21 protein-coding genes, 1 tRNA gene and 2 pseudogenes are annotated in these 15,509 nt (G+C 36.2%); 10 read left to right on the top strand and 14 right to left on the bottom strand.

Translation table 11 applies throughout. The features are described from left to right. The first annotated feature begins 506 nt into the window (after window positions 1-506). Both PN471_RS01675 and PN471_RS01670 read left to right on the top strand, forming a co-directional pair. Window positions 507-1,376 (top strand): aldose epimerase family protein, encoded by an 870-nt coding sequence (locus tag PN471_RS01675; RefSeq protein ID WP_271775401.1) that lies wholly within the window; start codon window positions 507-509, stop codon window positions 1,374-1,376. Window positions 1,377-1,438: 62 nt separating this feature from the next. After that, window positions 1,439-1,510 (top strand) — tRNA-Lys (locus tag PN471_RS01670). 380 nt (window positions 1,511-1,890) lie between these two features. Here the strand turns inward: PN471_RS01670 and PN471_RS01665 are convergent. The 3 genes from PN471_RS01665 to PN471_RS01655 all read right to left on the bottom strand — a co-directional run bounded on the left by PN471_RS01665 (window position 1,891) and on the right by PN471_RS01655 (window position 5,018). Further along, entirely contained in the window at window positions 1,891-3,273 is a 1,383-nt protein-coding gene (locus tag PN471_RS01665) for a PP2C family protein-serine/threonine phosphatase (RefSeq protein WP_271775400.1), read from the bottom strand. 866 nt (window positions 3,274-4,139) lie between these two features. Then, window positions 4,140-4,514: a sensor histidine kinase gene (locus PN471_RS01660; RefSeq protein WP_334311890.1), complete on the bottom strand. Its 375-nt coding sequence runs from the start codon at window positions 4,512-4,514 to the stop codon at window positions 4,140-4,142. A gap of 81 nt (window positions 4,515-4,595) precedes the next feature. Next, complete coding sequence (locus PN471_RS01655) at window positions 4,596-5,018, bottom strand: DUF29 family protein (protein WP_271775399.1); 423 nt, start codon at window positions 5,016-5,018, stop codon at window positions 4,596-4,598. A 256-nt stretch (window positions 5,019-5,274) separates the two neighbouring features. Between PN471_RS01655 and PN471_RS01650 the strand changes: the two genes are divergently transcribed. Genes PN471_RS01650 through PN471_RS01635 form a run of 4 tightly spaced genes read left to right on the top strand, consistent with a single transcriptional unit; the run spans window position 5,275 to window position 6,545 of the window. After that, window positions 5,275-5,607 carry a DUF433 domain-containing protein gene (locus PN471_RS01650; protein ID WP_271775398.1) on the top strand — a complete coding sequence of 111 codons (333 nt, stop codon included), beginning with the start codon at window positions 5,275-5,277 and terminating at the stop codon, window positions 5,605-5,607. Then, window positions 5,604-5,852: a DUF5615 family PIN-like protein gene (locus PN471_RS01645; protein WP_168634721.1), complete on the top strand. Its 249-nt coding sequence runs from the start codon at window positions 5,604-5,606 to the stop codon at window positions 5,850-5,852. The genes PN471_RS01650 and PN471_RS01645 overlap by 4 nt, the downstream gene beginning before the upstream one ends. A gap of 40 nt (window positions 5,853-5,892) precedes the next feature. Further along, on the top strand, window positions 5,893-6,114 hold the full coding sequence (locus tag PN471_RS01640; protein WP_271775397.1) for a hypothetical protein: 222 nt from the start codon (window positions 5,893-5,895) through the stop codon (window positions 6,112-6,114). Then, on the top strand, window positions 6,111-6,545 hold the full coding sequence (locus tag PN471_RS01635; protein WP_168634723.1) for a type II toxin-antitoxin system VapC family toxin: 435 nt from the start codon (window positions 6,111-6,113) through the stop codon (window positions 6,543-6,545). Before PN471_RS01640 ends, PN471_RS01635 begins: the two co-directional genes overlap by 4 nt. A 342-nt stretch (window positions 6,546-6,887) precedes the next feature. On the opposite strand, the gene PN471_RS01630 is transcribed toward PN471_RS01635, so the two are convergent. Beyond that, window positions 6,888-7,253 carry a 4-Cys prefix domain-containing protein gene (locus tag PN471_RS01630; RefSeq protein WP_442867121.1) on the bottom strand — a complete coding sequence of 122 codons (366 nt, stop codon included), beginning with the start codon at window positions 7,251-7,253 and terminating at the stop codon, window positions 6,888-6,890. 197 nt (window positions 7,254-7,450) lie between these two features. Here PN471_RS01630 and PN471_RS01625 point away from each other — a divergent pair, with 197 nt between their 5' ends. Next, complete coding sequence (locus PN471_RS01625; RefSeq protein WP_271775396.1) at window positions 7,451-7,765, top strand: hypothetical protein; 315 nt, start codon at window positions 7,451-7,453, stop codon at window positions 7,763-7,765. Window positions 7,766-7,896: 131 nt separating this feature from the next. Here the strand turns inward: PN471_RS01625 and PN471_RS01620 are convergent, their stop codons facing one another. Genes PN471_RS01620 through PN471_RS01605 form a run of 4 tightly spaced genes read right to left on the bottom strand, consistent with a single transcriptional unit; the run spans window position 7,897 to window position 10,631 of the window. After that, window positions 7,897-8,127, bottom strand: a complete 231-nt coding sequence (locus tag PN471_RS01620; RefSeq protein ID WP_271775395.1) for a hypothetical protein — start codon at window positions 8,125-8,127, stop codon at window positions 7,897-7,899. A 42-nt stretch (window positions 8,128-8,169) separates the two neighbouring features. Then, window positions 8,170-8,823 carry a DUF4276 family protein gene (locus PN471_RS01615; protein ID WP_271775394.1) on the bottom strand — a complete coding sequence of 218 codons (654 nt, stop codon included), beginning with the start codon at window positions 8,821-8,823 and terminating at the stop codon, window positions 8,170-8,172. Further along, on the bottom strand, window positions 8,820-10,007 hold the full coding sequence (locus PN471_RS01610; RefSeq protein WP_271775393.1) for an AAA family ATPase: 1,188 nt from the start codon (window positions 10,005-10,007) through the stop codon (window positions 8,820-8,822). Before PN471_RS01610 ends, PN471_RS01615 begins: the two co-directional genes overlap by 4 nt. A gap of 39 nt (window positions 10,008-10,046) precedes the next feature. Next, a complete protein-coding gene (locus PN471_RS01605; RefSeq protein WP_271775392.1) occupies window positions 10,047-10,631 on the bottom strand; it encodes a Uma2 family endonuclease in 585 nt (194 codons plus the stop codon). 198 nt (window positions 10,632-10,829) lie between these two features. On the opposite strand from PN471_RS01605, the gene PN471_RS01600 reads away from it, so the two are divergent. Further along, a complete protein-coding gene (locus PN471_RS01600) occupies window positions 10,830-11,051 on the top strand; it encodes a hypothetical protein (protein WP_271775391.1) in 222 nt (73 codons plus the stop codon). 203 nt (window positions 11,052-11,254) lie between these two features. On the opposite strand, the pseudogene PN471_RS01595 reads toward PN471_RS01600, so the two are convergent. The 3 genes and pseudogenes from PN471_RS01595 to PN471_RS01585 form a co-directional block, all read right to left on the bottom strand. Continuing rightward, window positions 11,255-11,482 (bottom strand): annotated as a pseudogene (locus PN471_RS01595) (XisI protein); the annotation flags it as partial. An 18-nt stretch (window positions 11,483-11,500) separates the two neighbouring features. Further along, entirely contained in the window at window positions 11,501-11,809 is a 309-nt protein-coding gene (locus PN471_RS01590) for an element excision factor XisI family protein (protein ID WP_193897007.1), read from the bottom strand. Further along, on the bottom strand, window positions 11,794-12,213 hold the full coding sequence (locus tag PN471_RS01585) for a XisH family protein (protein ID WP_271775390.1): 420 nt from the start codon (window positions 12,211-12,213) through the stop codon (window positions 11,794-11,796). The genes PN471_RS01590 and PN471_RS01585 overlap by 16 nt, the downstream gene beginning before the upstream one ends. Window positions 12,214-12,239: 26 nt before the next feature. Between PN471_RS01585 and PN471_RS01580 the strand changes: the two genes are divergently transcribed. Then, window positions 12,240-12,395, top strand: a complete 156-nt coding sequence (locus PN471_RS01580) for a hypothetical protein (protein ID WP_271775389.1) — start codon at window positions 12,240-12,242, stop codon at window positions 12,393-12,395. A 39-nt stretch (window positions 12,396-12,434) separates the two neighbouring features. On the opposite strand, the gene PN471_RS01575 is transcribed toward PN471_RS01580, so the two are convergent. Next, the gene (locus PN471_RS01575; RefSeq protein ID WP_271775388.1) at window positions 12,435-13,637 is read right to left on the bottom strand and encodes a phosphoglycerate kinase; all 1,203 of its coding nucleotides are present in this window, start codon (window positions 13,635-13,637) and stop codon (window positions 12,435-12,437) included. Between the two features lie 88 nt (window positions 13,638-13,725). Here PN471_RS01575 and PN471_RS01570 point away from each other — a divergent pair, with 88 nt between their 5' ends. After that, window positions 13,726-14,133 (top strand): universal stress protein, encoded by a 408-nt coding sequence (locus tag PN471_RS01570; RefSeq protein ID WP_271775387.1) that lies wholly within the window; start codon window positions 13,726-13,728, stop codon window positions 14,131-14,133. A 239-nt stretch (window positions 14,134-14,372) separates the two neighbouring features. Here the strand turns inward: PN471_RS01570 and PN471_RS01565 are convergent, their stop codons facing one another. Together PN471_RS01565 and PN471_RS01560 are read right to left on the bottom strand one after the other, a co-directional pair. Beyond that, entirely contained in the window at window positions 14,373-15,152 is a 780-nt protein-coding gene (locus PN471_RS01565; protein WP_271775386.1) for a hypothetical protein, read from the bottom strand. A 252-nt stretch (window positions 15,153-15,404) separates the two neighbouring features. Further along, window positions 15,405-15,509 (bottom strand): annotated as a pseudogene (locus tag PN471_RS01560) (IS5/IS1182 family transposase); the annotation flags it as partial.

Below are 15,509 nucleotides of genomic sequence, written 5' to 3'. Positions count from 1 at the left end.
TTCGATATTTCTTAATTACTTGCTTATTTCAGATTTTAACCATGTTTCCCAATTCTACATCTACTGCAATTGCATCTTCATTTTGAGATCCAAGATAACGTCTTGGCATTTTGGTGATGAGGACAAATATTATTTTCTTATCTCCCCTACTTCTGGGGTTGATTTGGGAAATAATTATCTTGATAAATAAAAACCCTATATATATGGGCGCACACTTTTCCACCCATACCATTAGCATACCCGAAACTCGGAACACTGTCAAGCCCCCAAGCTGAAATCACCAAAACTCGTTACATTATTGATAATATTCTCAATAATCATGAGAATAGACCCCTGTTTATTGAGAAAGTTCTTTTTTATCAAAATCCCATACAAATGATCATGGTGGAATTTGTGGGCATGACAACCTACAATTGGGGAGAAAGGGAGAAAAATCGCAATATGTATTGCCCGTTTCCTCTTGCCTGGACATAAAGACAAACTTCCACACCAATCTACTGGCTATTATGTTTACCATTGACATTCAAGAACAACAATACAAAACCTACATCCTGTCTGATGAAACCGCTGGTACACAAATAGAAGTCGTCCCCGAAAGAGGTGGTATCATTACCCGTTGGCTGGTGCAAGGTCAAGAAATCTTCTATATGGACAGCGATCGCTTTACCCATCCTGATTTGAGTGTTAGAGGTGGCAATCCCATTTTGTTTCCTCTTTGCGGTAACTTACCTGATAATACTTACAGCGTTGACGGAAAACCGTATACTATTAAACAACATGGCTTTGCTCGTGAATTGCCTTGGACAGCAACAGCGCAAGATACTCAAGGTAACGCTAGTGTGACTGTAGTTCTTAGCAGTAATGAGGAAACAAAGGCAGTTTATCCGTTTGATTTTGAATTGGCTTTTACCTACGAACTCCAAGGTAATACCTTAGTAGTGCGTCAGGAATATAAAAATCTCTCATCTACACCCATGCCATTTTCCGCTGGTTTCCACCCTTATTTTCTCTGTGGTGACAAAAATCAGCTAGAAGTAGAACTTCCTTCTACAGGATATCAAGATAACAAAACCAAGGAATTTCACGCTTTTAACGGCAAATTTGATTTTAACCAAGATGAAATTGATTTTGCTTTTGGCGGACTAACCAGTAAATCAGCCACAGTCACAGATAACAGCCGTAAGTTGAAGCTAACCCTAGATTACGATGATTTCACTACCTGGCTAGTGTTTTGGACTGTCAAGGGCAAAGATTTCTACTGTTTAGAACCTTGGAGCGCCACCCGCAATGCTTTCAATACTGGTGAAAACCTGACTGTGTTAGCGCCGGGAGCTAGTTGTACTGCTGCTTTTCGGTTAACGGCAAGTTTTTTCTAGAGACCCCTTGACAAAACCATGGCTGTTGATGGTATATTGGTAAGGTTGGAAAAACAGCAAAAGGGTGGCTAACTCAACGGTAGAGTACTCGGCTTTTAACCGATTTGTTCCGGGTTCGAATCCCGGGCTACCCATTTTTAAGAGTGATCGCAAGGTTTTGGAAAATGCATTCTCAAAACAACACCTTGTCCATTTTCTGTAGGTTGGGTTAAGCGACAGCGTAACCCAGCGCTCATGTTGGGTTTCATGCTTCAACCCAACCTAGAAGTCAAGGCTTTTTCTAATTTGGACAAGGTATTGCAAAACAGTTGCATTTTTCGGCGTTGCTGAGTAAAAGTATGATTTTATTATGCCTACGGCACGCTGCGCGAACACGCAGAGACGCTCCAGGCGCAGAGAGTAAGAGTTTGAGAGATAGAATTTTCGACTTTCATACACCCATTAAAAACCTATCACTTTCTGAAATTTGAGACTATTCTGATCTCTTCCTGACTCGGTGACTCCTGACTACTTATCAGACAATTTGCATGACAACTAATGTCATATCATCGGTATTTCGTCTATCAGAACCAATAAATTGTTCAACTTGGTCAAAGAGATATTCGACAATTTCCTGGGGACTATTGCAATACTTACAGGCTGTTCTGAAGGATGTAACAAAATTATCTTCATCAAAGCGATCGCCTCCAGCCGCCGCTGCATCAGTTAAGCCATCAGTATAATAAATTACTGTATCTCCAACTTCTAACTGTGCCTGTGCATTTTCATATTCGCTATTGGCATCTAAACCAATTAACATCCCCAATGTATCCAATTGACTCACGGTTTTTGTGGCTGCGTGCCACCACAAGGGCGGATTATGGGCAGCATTACTATAGGATAAAATCCGCGTTTTCGGGTCATATTCGGAATAAAACATAGTCACAAAGCGGTGGGAATTTTCCAAATCCGCATACATAACCCGATTCAAATTTTGTAAAATTCCGGCTGGGGAGTTACCATGTAAGACTTCACCCCGCAACATTCCCCGCAACATCGTCATAATTAAACCTGCAGGAACGCCTTTACCCATGACATCCCCAATTACCAAACCCCAACTAGCATCTTCTGGAGATGCTTGTTGTTTGGGGTATAACTGGTTTTGATTAGTGGGAATAAAATCATAGTAATCACCACCAACTTGATTAGCTGGTTTACAACGGGCGGCTATTGATAACCCAGGAATATTGGGACATTGACGCGGTAAAAGTCGGCGTTGAATTTCTGCACCAATTTCTAACTCTTGGTCTAAACGTTCTTTTTTTCTTAATTCTACAGATAGTTCATCATTGTCAATTGCCACTGCTGTTTGGTCTGCTACTAACCGCACTAATTTTTGTCTAGTTTCTGTCCAACTATATTCAGGATCTCGACTCAAAACATATAGCCAACCTCGTTCTGTATGCTTGACTAAAATAGCTGTGCCAAAGATTTGTACATCTGGACCTAAAACAGCGTGCATTTGGTCATCTAGAATCCCTGTGGAAATAGCAGCAGCACCTGAATTAGCTAAAAGAGTAATTTGACTACTAGCAGTTTCTAAGGCTTTTCTAATATTTTTTCTTTGCTGAGTATCTTGCCAATGTAATTGTTCTAATCTAATTTGTCCGTTGGGTTTATAAAGAAAAAGTGCGCTACCTTCTGCATCTGTGACTCTGGTGGCCATGAGGGGAATCAGTTCCAAAAACTGATTTAAATTATTAAAGCTTCTGAGGGCAAATCCTAAAGAACTCAGCAAGTCTTGAATTTTATTTTGTTCTCGATGCAGCCTGGACACAAGTTCCTTGAGTGCCACTACAGGAGTGACATCTGTGGCGCTGCTATTGCTATCAGTAGGATGGGGGGGAAATTGTGACACAGGTTAATATTGCAGTTAAGAATAGCAAGTTTGTGATTCTTTATAAATACTCTTTCTTGATAAATTGTGAAATCATCATGGAACGAGATTCGTGATTTTAGCAAGAGTAGAAGAAATGTTGAAAGTAATTTTTTAAGTCTTGGTTAATGCTGAGAACATTTTTGATAAGCTGTTACGCAGCTAAATTTGATAACCATAATTTACTTGAACTTTGTAGTGCGGGCATCTTGCCCGCTAGAATTATACAAACTAAATGCACAACAGCTTAGTTAATTTTCCATGATGATCAGGTTTCTAATTTGTTAAAAATGAGTCTTGATAAATCAGTGATTTTTATGATTAATTAGCAGCCTCTAATTTTTTCATAACTGAATCAGTGCTTCATATATCTTGGGAAATAAAAATTCGTCACTAGCAAAGTTCTCTCTATTTGAGAGAGTAGAGATTCAGAATCATCCAACCAATAACCAGATGGATTTTTGGTGAATTAATTCATGGTTTTTGCGTTGTGGGGATTTTGGTCAAAATATAGATGTAATCATGCTTTTAATGAAAACTTATTTGATTATGGACTACAAACACTTAACCTATATACCATAAATTATTGAAATGTTTCCTTAGATAGATTTCTTTTCTGGAAAGATTTTGCCTATTTTTGTTCAATATTTCAAGATGTGTAATTTTATACTAGTGTTCTGACGGAGAAGGTGGCAGGAAATTAAGTTTTATTTTCAACATCTTAGCTGAATTTAGCAAAGCTTTGATTTGTAGTTTATGTTTTTCATATAAGCAATATTCAATAATATATATGCAATAATAAATTTGTTTGTATTAGCAATGGTGATAATTTAGCTGATTGAGAAATACTAATCCGAATATGCGGTGTTATTAGCTGCTTGTTTGACAGGGATTTGGATAATAAATTCAGTTCCTTTGCCAATATCAGAGAAACATTCTAATTTACCATGATGTTTTTCTGTGATGATTCGATAGCTAATAGCTATACCCATGTCCGTACCTTTACTTATTTCTTTGGTGGTAAAAAATGGATTAAAGATGCGATTTTTCACATTTTCTGGGATTCCGTTACCATTATCAGCGATCGCAATTTGTATCCATTTTTCATCTATAATCTTTGTTCTAATGATAATCTGATCCAGGTTGGAGTTACTTGCTGCTTTTTCTTCTAGTTCTAAATATTCTTCAGGGGTGTAAATATGTTTGCGAGTTTGTACTTGCATATTGTTTTCCTTAATTTGGTTTATTAATTGTAGATAGTTAATAGGAAAAGAATTTTTTCATTAATTAACTTCGCGCCTTATTTAATTAAAAATAAAATTTAATGCCTGTTTAATAATTAATTCTTGATCTACCATATTTTTTAGGGTTAATTCATCATAAATTCCGCCAAAAGCTTCTAAAGAAGCATTATCTAAAGCTCGATTATAAGCTTCTGGTAAAATTTCTTCTATTTCTTTTTTTTCCATGTAATATCCTCCAGACTTTCTGCGTTTGTTGATCCGCTCAATTGCATCAATAGCATTGCGGATGGAAACATCCCAAGAATGAGTTGTCCTTTTTTCTGCTTGTTGTTTAATTAAATGGACTAAAAGCACTACACAATAACTATAAATTTTATTGATTTTATCTTCTTTGCTCATTTCTTCCAATTCATCAATTAAAGATAGAGCCGCTTTTAGGTTGCCAGAAACCACTAATTCTCTGAGTTCTAGTAATTCTTCCATGATTTGCTCTCTCCTTGAAGTTGGCTATTTCTAGCATAACGCTATCAACGACAGATACACCACTAAGAATAACGGTTGTTGTCCAAATTTTACCAATTTCTGCTAGGTATGGGCGATATCGCAAGCTCTGACTTATCAGTTCGCTTCCCTATCCGCAGCAAGCACAATCACAACACATAAAATTCAGAAATTAAGCTCCCACGAAGAAGCCTTTGTCAAGTAAGATAAAATCAAAGGACTGTATAAAGGTAAAAATATGCAGCCAGAAGATTATTTTGAATTTTTAGATCCAGACGATATCCGCATTAAGGGTCATAGAATCGGTATTGATGATGTGATTGATTATTACTTACAAGGATACACACCTGAACAAATTCTGGAAGATTTGCCATCGCTAGATTTAGAAAAGATTCACGCTACTATTACCTACTATCTCCATAATCGTGGGGAAATAGATGCTTATATGTTGCGGTTGGCTAGGTGGAGGGAACAGCGTTATCAAGAAGCTGCTGCTAATCCCTCTCCAATGATACAGCGTTTGAGAGCAATCAAAGCGCAACGAGAACAGGAGCGGTTAAATCTTGTATGAAAATCCGTTTCTTGCTCGATGAAAACTTGTCACCAAAGCTAAAGTTTGCTGTTTTGCGTCTTAACCCAGCAATAGATATAGTTCGTGTGCGTGATCCAGATGCTCCCCTTCTAGGAACACTAGATCCAGAACTCCTGCGTTATCTGGAAGTATTTCAACGGTTATTGGTAACATACCAAACGTTTTATGAATTTTTCCTAATACGAATGTATGCTACAATAAAGCTCAGTTTAGTTCAATTCTAGCTTAAAAAAAATTGATATTACTACTGGAGGTAGATCAAATATGCTAAACCAGTCTATTCCCGAAATGACTTTACAGGATTTAGAATCCTTAATTAATAGAATTGTTGATGAAAAAATTAATCGAATAAATTTTGCTAAACATAACAAAATAGAACAGTCTGAACTTGTTAAAAACATACATATTTTTCAAGAAAGCTTAAAGCAAAAATATGGTGAATTTTCTGATTTGACAGAATTATTGCGAGAAGATAGAGACAGATGATCACAGATAAAGTCGTCATTGATAGTAGTGTAGCCATTAAATGGTTTATTGCTCAAGATTATTCATTAGAGGCAAATAAAATTCTTGATGCTTATCAATCACAACAAATTACCTTGATTGCTCCAGACTTAATTTATGCAGAAATTGGTAATATTGTTTGGAAAATACAGCGATTTCAAGGTTTAACAAATCAGGACGCTGAGATGATAATTGATTTATTTCAACAAATACAATTAAAAATATTCCCTGCCGATGAATTATTAAAAGATGCCTATCAGTTTGCAGTGAATTATCAAAGAACTGTCTACGATAGCCTTTACCTAGCTTTAAGCATTAGAGAAAACTGTAAATTTATCACTGCTGATGCAAAATTGTACAATGCTATTTATCCAAAAATACAAAATATTCAACTGATCAAAGATTGGATTTAAGTATGAGCGATCGCTCAAAACAGTTTATTTTCTCATCAACGATCCACTCTACTTGTTGATTCTTTTGATTAAATGAAGGTCATTCGATCATCTTATACGAAGTTGAATATTCAGTTCTCGCAGATATTGGTATATTTTTTAATTGAGCGATCGCATTTTGTGAGGTGTAGCTCATCGCTTCCCTCGCCGTAGCTCCCCTTAAACTTTCGCCAAGAGCGATCGCGCTTATTCCAGAAGTTATAAATTCCCTATGAAAAAATATTCTAAATGTAGGGTGCGTCAGTGGTACAAACCCTAACTACACCAAGAAATGATTTATCCCGACGCACCCTACTAACTAAGTTACGGAGACTGAAGTAAAAATTGCATATTAGCTTGTTGCGTTTCCACTTCTCTCAATCCCCCAGCAGGTATCTCAATAAGAGTAATCTCATTTCCTTTCTGCTTTAACTGCTGCGCTCTAGCTTTTTGGAAGGCGTTTGTGCCGCTAATCTGTGGTGCAAATTGTTTAATAACGCACTTCTCGTTAAGTTTGTCAATATCTGCCGCTAAATAGGTTTTGCCAAATCCCTCACCACCTAATGATTTAATCGGACGATAGCGGTTTCTCAATTTAATTAGGGGAACTCCACAGCTAGAACAGAATTGGGTGTATTCGGGAACCGACGGGTTATTACACTCTGGGTTGAGACAACATATCTGATTCATGGTTGTGCAGTGGTAGATACGTTTATGATTAAATATCTACTAATATACACGAAATACACTTAAATTGACAATTGACTGATTTTTCTCCCAGTAAGTAAGTATGCTAGAATTAAACCAGTTTAGTTAACAGACAATTTTGATATTATATAAATTGTAGTTAAAACAAACCTGATATTACCACTGGAGGTAAATCATAAATGCTAAACAATCAGTCTATTACCGAACTGACTTTACAGGATTTAGAATCCTTGATTAATAGAATTGTTGATGAAAAAATTAATCAGATTAATCTTGATCAAGATCACAAAATAGAACAAACTGAGATTGTTCAAAACATACACATTTTATCCGAAGATATTGAAAAATCTAATCCTTTTGTTCAGTTTGATGGTATTTTCAAAGACGATCCGCTTTTTGGTGAATCTTTAGAAGATATGGCTGCAAATCGCCGTGAATTAGATGCAGAAATAGCTGCTTATGAATCTTCTTTAGAGGAGAATAGAACAGCGTGAGCAGATATATTCTTGATACTAATATTGTGACTTTTTCTCAACAAAGTTCCTGATTTAAAAATGGAAGATTGGACGGTAAATCTATAGTTAAACTTTGATGGAATGAAGGACAAAGCCAAAAACTTCATCCTTCATATTTTTGACCAACTATTGCCATTTTCTATAATGTCCGCTTCTGTGTATTCGGGAAGATGATCATTTTCTAAACCTCTCATGGCCTGTTCAAGAGAAAATTGATTCCATTCTTGATTTTCTGTATTATTCCTATATGAGAACAGAGTATTATAAAGTGTTAGTCTTTCTTCTTGCAATACTTCTCGAACCATCTCCTTAATCAAGCCTTTTAGTTCTTGGGTTTCCATAATTTTACCTTTTATATCGTAAGTAATTATCCGAACTTGATATTATTCTTTATCGTCAAAATTCACATCTTGATAAATGTCTACTAAACTAATTTCAAAATCAAGATGTTGCAACTTAACAATATCATCTTCAGATTTATATTCCTGAATAACTTTTTCAATTGAACTAATAAAATGATAAAAACTGCGAGAGCGTGTATTTTCCAGATTTAAATAAGGTGCTATCATTCTTGATCCGTTTATCTTTTGGTATTCAGGTACAAGTGATTTCAGTTCTTTTGATGGACTTTCAAGATTATCAGGATTGCGGAACTTATTTTTATTTTGCTGTGATGAAAGATTGGTTTTATTATAAGCCTTTTCTACCGCTTCCAAATCAGCAATATACCAGCTTTCAATTTCACGACAAGCAATACGCACAATAGATTGAAATTTATTTGCTGCTTCGCATTTTTGTTGAAGATTTGTTTTAATAACTTGACAATCACCAGAATCTTGATCACGCAAAATAATGAATTTTGCATGAGGATTATTATATCCTTGAAGTTTTCGTGTTATCTGTTTTTCTAAATCTTGTTTACCTTCAAAAACAATATACCTAATAACTATATCTGATTCTAATATTAGCTGCGGCAAAATCCCTTCAATCATTGCTTTTGCAGATGGTTCTTCTAGTAAAAAAACAAGCTCTATCATAGCGGGTCTGCTCCCTCAAAAAACCCCTGTCTCCATAAATAACCAAGTTGATCACCTTCATTCATGTAAGTTGTGATTTGTTCATCATCACTCGCTCGTTTAACTATTGTATAACCTCTTTCTTTTTGTAACCAAAATACCTCTTCTAGTTCGCAACCATTTAAAAAATCAGGGGAATGAGTGGATACAAAAACTTGACCACCCTTGCGTGCATATTCTCGAAATTCTTCTGCAAGTTCATAAAGAAGTTTAGGATAAAGTTGATTTTCTGGTTCTTCCACACATAGCAAAGGATGAGGTTTTGGGTCATACAAAAGCACTAAATAAGCAAACATTTTGATAGTTCCATCAGAAACATATCTTGCTAAAAAAGGATCATGAAAATCACCATCTTTAAACCGCAGCAATACCCGTCCTTCCTCGGTAATTTTAGAATCAACTTCGCTAATACCTGGAACTCTCTGTTTTAGTTTTTCAATAATTTTCTGGAAAATAGCAGAATGTCTTTTATAGAGAAATTCCGTCACCATTGCCAAGTTTTCACCCTCTTTGGAAAGATGTTCTGCATAACTAGATTCCCGTTCTGGTCGCGCTTGTTGAATATGAAAATCGGAAATATGCCAATTTTCAATTAAATCACCAATTGCTTTACTTGCAGGGAATTTTTCAAATTGTGCTAAACCTTTTAAAGCCAGAATATCTGGTGATTTTAACTCGTGGTCTTCTCGTTTTAATTCTTTTTCATCTATAACCTGATCAGGTTCATTAATAACAGCTTGTCCTTTACCATTGGAGAAATCAATAAACCGCCAAGGCTGACCTTTACTCCCTCTTCGGTATTGAAGAATCTCTCTTTCTATGATAGGACGACCATCTTCTTCATTGATTTTCAAAGAATAAGTAATTAAGGGTGATTTATCAGCTAGACGGAATTTTAATTCAATTTCTATTGGTCCGGTTGAATTGCGGCTTCTTACTTCCTGAAATCCTCGACCTCCTCCTAATTTCGTGAGAGCAACATGAACATTATCGGTTAAAGCATCTTTGAGAAAACTGAACACATTAAAAAGTGTGGTTTTACCAGTACCATTTGCACCGACAAAAACGCACATTTTAGGAATCTTTTTAATTTCTACGTCTTTGAAAGCTTTAAAGTTTTTTAGATGGATACTTTCGATTTTCATAATTCTCCATTAAACATTTTTTTGAATAGATATCATTATTTATTCCCTATCTTCAAAATTAACATCTTGATAAATGTCAACTAAACTAAGTTTAAAATCAAGATATTGCAACTTAACAATATCATCTTCAGATTTATATTCTCGAAAAATCCATTCTCCCTCATTAGTTTTGCTGTAGTGCATTACCTGATATTGATTTTGTTCTACTAAAACATATTCTTTAAATTGGGGAATAGAACGATAAAAAGTAAATTTATCCCCTTGATCATAATTTTTTGTAGACTTAGATAAAACCTCAACAATTAACAAAGGATTAGTCACAGTAGTATTATTTTTACTTGTATAACTAGCTTGACCATCAGTTACAATTACATCAGGATATGTATATTGTCTTAGTTGTGGTATCCATAAACGCATATCTCCCATAAAAACTTCATTGTTTTTGCGTCTCATAGCATATAGTAAAATCGCTGCAATAGCTAATGTAATTTTATTATGATTACCAGTTCCCCCAGTCATAGGAATAATTTCTCCATCCCGATATTCGCTTTTATAAACTGCTTTTTCTTCTAATTCTAAATATTCTTCAGGGGTGTAAATATGTTTGCGAGTTTGTACTTGCATATTGTTTTTCTTATTTGGTTAATTTCCCATATTAGCAGATCAAGAATACCATCTCCATAATCCTGTGGGAATAGGTGCTTATACGCTACCAAAGGTTTTATTAAGTTCTCTTAATCAGGATGTATGCCACAATAAGGCTCAGTTTAGTTAAATTCTACCTTAAAAGAAATTGATATTACCACTGGAGGTTGATGAAAAATGCTAAACCAATCTATTGCCGAAATGACTGTACAGGATTTAGAATCCTTGATTAGTAAAATTGTTGATGAAAGAATTAATCAGGGTAATTTTACTAAACGCAACAACATAGAAAAAACTGAAATTGTTCAAAAAATACATACCTTGCAAGAAAACTTAAAGCAAAAATATGGAGAGTTTTCTGATTTGACAGAATTATTGCGAGAAGATAGAGACAGATGATCACAGATAAAATTGTCATTGATAGCAGTGTAGCCATTAAATGGTTTATTGCTCAAGATTATTCATTAGAAGCAAATAAAATTCTTGATGCTTATCAAGCACAACAAATTACCTTGATTGCACCAGACTTAATTGATGCAGAAATTGGTAATATTGTTTGGAAAATACAGCGATTTCAAGGTTTAACAAATCAATCCATAGAATTAATTTATAGCATATTCCGTGAACTGGCGCATAAATGGAGAATGAAAACCAATGACAATATCTTGATTTGGTACTCCTTTCTTTACCAATTCTTCAGTAAAATCAATTTCTGTACCGTTGTATTGTAGCCAGATTTTACCTTGTTTAATATCAAAATGCAGCACACAACCATAAACTCGATGGTCATTTTCCCAGCCAACATTCACAATTTGGTAATGATCCTTTTCCGCATTTTTAAAGTTTAATCAAGCAGATTCCAGAATAAGTCCATTAATAATATCTTCTGGAGGGATTCCAGCTTGAATCAAAACAGGGGTTAATCCTTCCTCAAAATTATCATCTTCGATAACAATTTTACCCTCTAATAAACGAGCATGAAATAAAATAGTATTAGTCCAATTTTCCTTTTCCCAACCTGTCATAATAATCAAAAACTGGCCTGATTCTTTGTCACAAACTGGACTAATTTTAAGTTTTTGTAATCGGGGTTGTAGGCTAGATTCTTTTCTTAAAACTTGGGTTAAAATATCAGCATACCTTAGTGTGTTATCCATTGTAGAATTACCTCTTTTTTAGGATCATAAACAATTAAATTGATTTTGTTTCGTTTAATAACCATTTGAAAAATAGGCTTTTGAAAGTGTTTTAAATAAACAACCTGACTAATTCCGAGGAAAAGCTGTCGTTCAGGTTCTTGTAATTCTAAAGCCCATTTGTATAATTGAAGTTGTCCTATGGTTTTCTCTAATTCACTGATGACTGAAGGTGCATCAAAGTCTTTAATTTCAACGGCAATTTTACGATCTTCTTTTTCAGCACTAAAAAACTTCTCTGCTCCTAAATCAGCTTTGAGTAGTGTTTTTTCTAGTGTTAAAACTAAGGGATCATCGGTAATTTTCCAACCATCTTTTTCTAGGGTATGACGTAATGATAAGTGTAAATCGTCTCGTCTGGACATGATTAATAATTTTCCACCAGTGTTGAATGTTAGAAAAAAGCTCCAAAATTAGATTTGACCAAACGTTGCGATCGCTATACATTATTGTTCATGATTCTTTGTGCGATCGCCTCTCTTGCATTTTAACACTTCCTGACCATTTGTTGCCATTACATCATCACTTGTATAACTCGAATATCTAGATCCCCGACTTATTAGATAAGTCGGGGATCTGACGTTATTTACGCTTCATCTAAAGCTGCAATACCAGGTAAAACTTTACCTTCTAACAACTCTAAACTTGCACCACCACCGGTAGAAATGTGGCTCATTTGATCAGCCAAACCTACCTTTTCTACAGCCGCTACAGAGTCACCACCACCGATAATGGTAGTTGCGCCGTTTTTGCTGATATCTGCTAGAGTATGGGCGATCGCTTCTGTACCCACAGCAAATTTATCAAACTCAAACACACCCATTGGACCATTCCAAATTACAGTCTTACAATCAGCCAAAGCCGCTTGGAAAACCTTGACAGAATCAGGCCCAATATCTAAACCCATCCCATCGGCAGGGATATTGTCAATGCTGACAGTAGTAGCATTAGCATCAGGCGCAAACTTATCAGCCGAGACAATATCTGTAGGTAGCAACAAAGCCACACCCCGTTCTTTAGCTTTTGCTTCCAAAGACTTCGCCAATTCCAGTTTATCTTCTTCTACCAAAGACTTACCAACACTCAAACCACGGGCTTTATAGAAGGTGAAAATCATCCCACCGCCAATAATCAACTTGTCGCACTTTTCTAACAAAGTTTCAATCACACCGATTTTGCTAGAAACCTTAGAACCACCGATAATAGCGGCTAAAGGACGCTTAGGTTCTTCAATTGCACCTTGTAAATATTGCAATTCTTTTTCAACCAAATAACCAGCCACAGAAGGACTTAAAAACTTAGTTACACCCTCAGTAGAAGCGTGGGCGCGGTGTGCAGTTCCAAAGGCATCATTTACATAAAAATCAGCGTTTGCAGCCAATTTTTGAGCAAATTCGGGGTCGTTCTTTTCTTCTTCCGCGTAAAAGCGGACATTTTCTAACAATAGCACTTGGCCATTGTCCAAAGATGCAACTTTAGCAGCAACATCATCACCAATACAGTCATCAGTTTTGATAACTTCCTGTCCCAACAACGCAGAAAGACGTTTAGCGACGGGAGTTAAACGCAATTTTTCATCTACACCCTTGGGACGACCGAAATGGCTTGTTAAAATGACCTTAGCGCCCTTTTGGGTCAAATCTTGGATAGTTGGTAGCGCCGCCCGAATCCGAGTATCATCAGTAATGTTGCCTTGATCATCCACAGGCACATTAAAATCAACCCGTACTAAAGCGCGTTTTCCAGATATATCAGCCGCAGATAAACTTGCTAAACTTTTTTTAGACACAGTAAAACTCTCCTGATTACTTTTTTGTTATTGTCTTCAAAATATGACCATCAAAATTTTACCGGAGTGAGGGGCGCAGAGGTGAGATATGTTTAAAACAGTTCTATTTCCCATTGATCAAAGTCGAGAAGCCAGAGAGGCCGCTGATATAGTTGCCAATATTGTGCAAACCTATCGCAGCCGCTTAATTCTGTTGTCAGTCGTTGAAGAGCCAGACTCAGAAGCACCAGCTACCAGTCCTATGGTATCTCCAGAAGCAGTTGCCAAACTCCTAGAAAATGCCCAGGCTTTATTTTCTGAACAAGGAATCGTAGCCGAATTACTAGAAAGAGAAGGTAAACCAGCTTTTACTATTTGTGATGTTGCTGATGAAGTTGAAGCCAGTTTAATTATCATGGGCTGTCGAGGCATAGGATTAACGGATGAAGGCGCAACTGATAGCGTTACTACGCGGGTAATCAACCTTTCTCCCTGTCCAGTTTTGATTGTTCCTTGATTAAACATCGTGTGCCTGAATATGATATATCAGAGTATATGTCATAACAAGCCTCATCTGAACTTGCTAGGAACCCCCGTGGTTCCCCAAAATCACGGGGTAGGTACGGGAGTGCTACTCCTATATTAAATCCAAATCTTTTGTATAATTAATTTTGCTTGCCTACTTAGTGGAAACTGTTTCCTATTCCCTGTTCCCTTTTCCCTGCCTTCACAGATAACTGTTTCAGCAAACCCTACTTAGACAAGATAACTAGTATTCGGCACAATGGGAAACATGGCATATTCATACCAAGCTGTCCAGATAAAACTCCGAATCCAGCGTTGACGCTTCTCCAAACTTAATTCATACTCAAATGCACCAGAAGATTCATCAATAGAAGATAAATGGGAGTTACAACCACAGCCATGTTGATAAGTAAAACCATATTTAGATGCTATACTTTGCACCTTCATTTGCATTGCAAATACCTTACCTGCGTGTAGAATAGCATCCCACGAACGCTTATGTTCTATATCTCTGAGATCAAATCTTAAAGCCCGTTCTTCAAACACATGATCTCGATAAATTGGAGCTAAATGTACATGATAGAAACTAGCTGGTAAATCATATCCAAATTCATCAAACAGTTCCAAACCAATGCGAGCTACCTTGACCTCATTATTGTCCTCAGAACCTTTTGACTCACAATTATGCAAAACTGCCTCAAAGTTTGGATAGTTGTGAATCATAAAGTCATGACCATAAAACTCCAGAGTTTCCCCTGCCAGTTGCCCAAATAACTCAGAGAATGAAGGTATTAGACGAAATAACTGGGGGCGGTCATTAAATAAATCAACATCACCATATTGCAGTTTATATTGAAACAACTGTGCCATTTCCACATAGATTTGTGGATTACTAAATTTGACATTTGCCCTGCCCTTAGCAATATCCTGCCACACACTAGGTAATTGAGCAACAGTAACCGCATTTTCACCAACAATGACCGCAACGTTAGAGACTTCTTGAAGCTGCATATCGAATTTCCACAGAGAGTTTAATTAACTAATTTACTGCAAATAATCCCTTTTTTATCTTTTCAACATCATAAAAAATGTTTGACAGGCTGTCTTTTGACATTGAGCCAAAAATGTTCATTATAGATTTAGGAATACTCACTGCTTAGATATTTTTTAATCCCCGTTGTCAGTATATTTTTATAATTATCTCAAGACAAAAAAGCTAACAATTGCTAAGAGGATGTTTGAAAAGTTTTGAGGAGTCAAAATTTATGCCAATCGCCTGAGCATGATACGGATCATAGCTAGATAGATAAAAGTCTCTGATGTTTCAGGTAATAACTCGTAGTCTCTGACTAACCGACGACAACCCAT

The organism is Aphanizomenon sp. CS-733/32 (assembly GCF_028330045.1).
GTDB lineage: Bacteria > Cyanobacteriota > Cyanobacteriia > Cyanobacteriales > Nostocaceae > Dolichospermum > Dolichospermum gracile.
The sequence above is the reverse complement of the archived record's forward strand: the minus strand, read 5'-3'. Positions and strand labels throughout refer to the sequence as shown.

Excerpts from the sequence above, each read along its gene's own strand:
- PN471_RS01650 (WP_271775398.1), top strand. The coding sequence starts at position 5,275 with ATGCAGCCAGAAGATTATTTTGAATTTTTAGATCCAGACGATATCCGC.
- PN471_RS01570 (WP_271775387.1), top strand. The coding sequence starts at position 13,726 with ATGTTTAAAACAGTTCTATTTCCCATTGATCAAAGTCGAGAAGCCAGA.
- PN471_RS01615 (WP_271775394.1), bottom strand. The coding sequence starts at position 8,823 with ATGATAGAGCTTGTTTTTTTACTAGAAGAACCATCTGCAAAAGCAATG.
- PN471_RS01660 (WP_334311890.1), bottom strand. The coding sequence starts at position 4,514 with ATGCAAGTACAAACTCGCAAACATATTTACACCCCTGAAGAATATTTA.
- PN471_RS01590 (WP_193897007.1), bottom strand. The coding sequence starts at position 11,809 with ATGGATAACACACTAAGGTATGCTGATATTTTAACCCAAGTTTTAAGA.
- PN471_RS01610 (WP_271775393.1), bottom strand. The coding sequence starts at position 10,007 with ATGAAAATCGAAAGTATCCATCTAAAAAACTTTAAAGCTTTCAAAGAC.
- PN471_RS01635 (WP_168634723.1), top strand. The coding sequence starts at position 6,111 with ATGATCACAGATAAAGTCGTCATTGATAGTAGTGTAGCCATTAAATGG.
- PN471_RS01565 (WP_271775386.1), bottom strand. The coding sequence starts at position 15,152 with ATGCAGCTTCAAGAAGTCTCTAACGTTGCGGTCATTGTTGGTGAAAAT.
- PN471_RS01630 (WP_442867121.1), bottom strand. The coding sequence starts at position 7,253 with ATGAATCAGATATGTTGTCTCAACCCAGAGTGTAATAACCCGTCGGTT.
- PN471_RS01655 (WP_271775399.1), bottom strand. The coding sequence starts at position 5,018 with ATGGAAGAATTACTAGAACTCAGAGAATTAGTGGTTTCTGGCAACCTA.
- PN471_RS01600 (WP_271775391.1), top strand. The coding sequence starts at position 10,830 with ATGCTAAACCAATCTATTGCCGAAATGACTGTACAGGATTTAGAATCC.
- PN471_RS01675 (WP_271775401.1), top strand. The coding sequence starts at position 507 with ATGTTTACCATTGACATTCAAGAACAACAATACAAAACCTACATCCTG.
- PN471_RS01645 (WP_168634721.1), top strand. The coding sequence starts at position 5,604 with ATGAAAATCCGTTTCTTGCTCGATGAAAACTTGTCACCAAAGCTAAAG.
- PN471_RS01640 (WP_271775397.1), top strand. The coding sequence starts at position 5,893 with ATGCTAAACCAGTCTATTCCCGAAATGACTTTACAGGATTTAGAATCC.
- PN471_RS01580 (WP_271775389.1), top strand. The coding sequence starts at position 12,240 with ATGTTAGAAAAAAGCTCCAAAATTAGATTTGACCAAACGTTGCGATCG.
- PN471_RS01625 (WP_271775396.1), top strand. The coding sequence starts at position 7,451 with ATGCTAAACAATCAGTCTATTACCGAACTGACTTTACAGGATTTAGAA.
- PN471_RS01585 (WP_271775390.1), bottom strand. The coding sequence starts at position 12,213 with ATGTCCAGACGAGACGATTTACACTTATCATTACGTCATACCCTAGAA.
- PN471_RS01605 (WP_271775392.1), bottom strand. The coding sequence starts at position 10,631 with ATGCAAGTACAAACTCGCAAACATATTTACACCCCTGAAGAATATTTA.
- PN471_RS01620 (WP_271775395.1), bottom strand. The coding sequence starts at position 8,127 with ATGGAAACCCAAGAACTAAAAGGCTTGATTAAGGAGATGGTTCGAGAA.